The organism is Acetatifactor sp. (assembly GCF_982438285.1).
Map to the genome: position 1 here is coordinate 1 of NZ_CEWDFQ010000363.1, position 2963 is coordinate 2963.

At 44.3% G+C, this 2963-nt stretch carries 2 protein-coding genes; both read right to left on the reverse strand.

Annotated features, from left to right (window positions below; all coding sequences use genetic code 11):
- Positions 1-203 precede the first annotated feature (203 nt).
- Entirely contained in the window at positions 204-1793 is a 1590-nt protein-coding gene (locus AC1WIP_RS13905) for a response regulator transcription factor (RefSeq protein ID WP_481142388.1), read from the reverse strand.
- 8 nt (positions 1794-1801) lie between these two features.
- A partial coding sequence (locus AC1WIP_RS13910) for a sensor histidine kinase (protein WP_481142389.1) occupies positions 1802-2963 on the reverse strand: 1162 nt, incomplete at its 5' end.

Here is a 2963-nt window from a genome sequence, read left to right on the forward strand (position 1 = left end):
TAAGGATACTGTCTTTTTTGCTTTCACTGTACACCTTCCCTTTCTTAATAAGCATACATCCAAGCATGCCTGGATGCGTTTTTCTGATAATTTTATTTTACCTTTCCGGTTCATATTAGCAACCTGAGAAAGAATATAAAAAAGCAGGGCAAATTATAGTTTTAAAACAATAATCTGCCCTGTGTGTGTTTTGACAGGAATTTTTATTTCCCCGCCTGTTTACGAAATTTTGCCGGTGTGCAGCCCTTTGCCGCAATAAATCGATTGATAAAATAGTCCAGATCCTTGTATCCCACATCCTGCGCAATCTGATAAATCTTATCATCCGTTCGAAGCAGTCTTGCCGCAGCCTGTTCTATCCGATAATTGTTCAGGTAATCTTTAAAGGACTGCCCATATTTTCTTCGAAAAAGCTGTCCTAAATACGCGCTGTTTACATAATACTTCTGTGACAGCTCCCGCAGCGTAAGGTTTTGCGCATAATTACAGCGTATCTCTTTTTCCACATCTCCCAAAACGCCTCTTGAGACATTTTTCCTAAGCTGAGCGAGATACTCTGCATACTCACAGGCAAACCTTGCCAAATGTACACTGCTTCCCCGCACAGTGCCTTCCTCAAAGGAGCTTTCACTGATATAATGCAGAATTTCCTCCTGGTTTACGCCGTCATCCTGCTGTGCTGCCAGATGGATAAGCTGAAACAATAAATAGTTGATATTTAAATTGACCGTGTCCCCTACCACTCCCATTTGTTTCATTTCCGCATAAAGTCGCTCCACACTCCCCCAAATCTTTCCTTTATCATTCTGCTCTATGGCAGCAATCAAGGCGTCAACACTGTTCTTGCACAGCACGATTCCTCCCTGATTGATCTGTACCTCTTCTTCATAAAAATAAATATCCTTTTTTACCCGAAATGCTTCCAGTGAATTGAGCACACAAGCCGCGCTGTAGGATTTTGCCACCGCTGAGATATCATGCACCTTTTTTCCTGCAAGCATCCGAACCGGATGCTTCAGCACTGTCTCAAGGTTCTTTCGAAAGTCCTGCAGATATTCTCTTTCACTGCAGTCCTCCCTTGCCGCCATATAATCACAGTATAAAAATCCCACGTCAAAGTTCTTTTCATCCTGCGATACATCAAAAATGCAGTGTACCTCATCCTCCTTTAGATAATCTATGCAGGCCTGATACAATCGCCTCTGCAGATGTCTGAGCTGACCGTCCTCCTGCTCCTGTGCCTCTTTCAGATCGCAGAATTCAATATCTATGTACCGGACTCCCTCAGAGAGACGCATATGGTTCCTGACATATTCCAAATTCAACCCGTCGTATTTTCCAAACAGCAGCGCAAGCACATTTCGCGCGAGATACGCACGCTCCATAACCTTTTGATTTTGCCTGTCAATTTTAGAATTCTCCGATATTTTGGCAGCCTTCCGCAAAACTGCGATCAGCTCCTCTTTTTCCACAGGCTTTAGGATGTACTCCATACATTTATGCCGGATCGCCTGCTGCGCGAAAACAAAATCATTATACCCGCTCAGAATCACAAAATAAGCTTCAGATACATGTTCTTTGCGTATTGTCTCCAAAAGCTCAAGCCCCGTCATAACCGGCATTTTAATGTCCGCGATAATCACATCCACCTTATGGCCTCTCAGATAGTTTAATGCCTCCTTCCCATTGGATGCCGTAGCAGCAATTTCATACCCCTCCTTCTGCCAGTCAATCAGCACGGACAAGCCTTGCACAATAAACGGTTCGTCATCTACCAGCAATACCTTCATCATATCCTCCCCTAAGCCTCCTGAATTTTGTTATAAGAAAGCCGAATCTGAATCATGGTTCCTGCGCCTTTTTCGCTTTCAATCAGAAATTCAGCATTTTCGTCAACCATCATTTTCAGCCGCAGACAGGCGTTCAAAATTCCTACCCTTCCCTTCTTCTGCATCTCATCAATACTTACATCCTGCATCTTCTGCCGGATACAGGAAAGCATCTCCTCACCCATGCCCTCGCCAGTGTCCTCTATCTCTATGCAGAGCGATTCTTCTTCCCTGTAAATTCTTACAAATATCCAGCCTGGCGCAACTTTATTTTCAATCCCATGCACACAGGCGTTTTCCACAAAGGTTACAATCGTAAGCTTTGGAATCCGCAGCTTAGCACATTCCTCCTCCATATCAAGCTGGTAAGAAAGCCTGTCTCCAAAGCGATACTTCTGCAGCCCCAGATATGCTTCCACAAACTCCATTTCCTTTTTAATTTCCACCTTATCATTACCCCAATCCGCATTCTGCCTCTCCATCACCGCCAGCTTTTCCACCATATCCGCCGTCTCATATTCCTGCTTCAAAATACTGTGCATTCTTATGCTTTCCAGGGCATTAAAGAGAAAATGTGGATTGATCTGGCTGTGAAGCGCAAGCAGCTCCGCATTCTGTCTGGCAATGTCCATCTCCTGTTCTCTCAGCCGGTCTTTATACACCGTCTGTATTAATTCATTCATCCGCGCAGCCATTCGGTTATAATTCTGCATCAAGCTGCCAATCTCGTCCTTTCCCCTCACATGGGGCAGCTCCATCAGATGATCCTGATCCACTCCCTCAAAAATATGACTCAGTTCTCTGATACGGACAGTAATGGAGCGGTCAATCTGCTTCATCAGGCACCACGGCAGTATAATATTGACAAGCAAAAGCAGCGCAACCAGAGGGAAATTATCCAGAATAACCAAAAGCGTACTGCTGGGTCTTTTGAGAATATAAATCTGCAGCTCTTCCCCATATAATGTAATATCCTTTGAATACCCGATCCTTCCTTTTTCCTCAAAGCTTTCAAATGCCTGCCCCACACTGCTGTATCCCTCGTTTGACAGCATAATTTCTCCGTCCCGGCATATATACACTGGCAGCTCATATTTCATGCTTTCCAGGCTTCTGACCAGATTGCTGTAATCC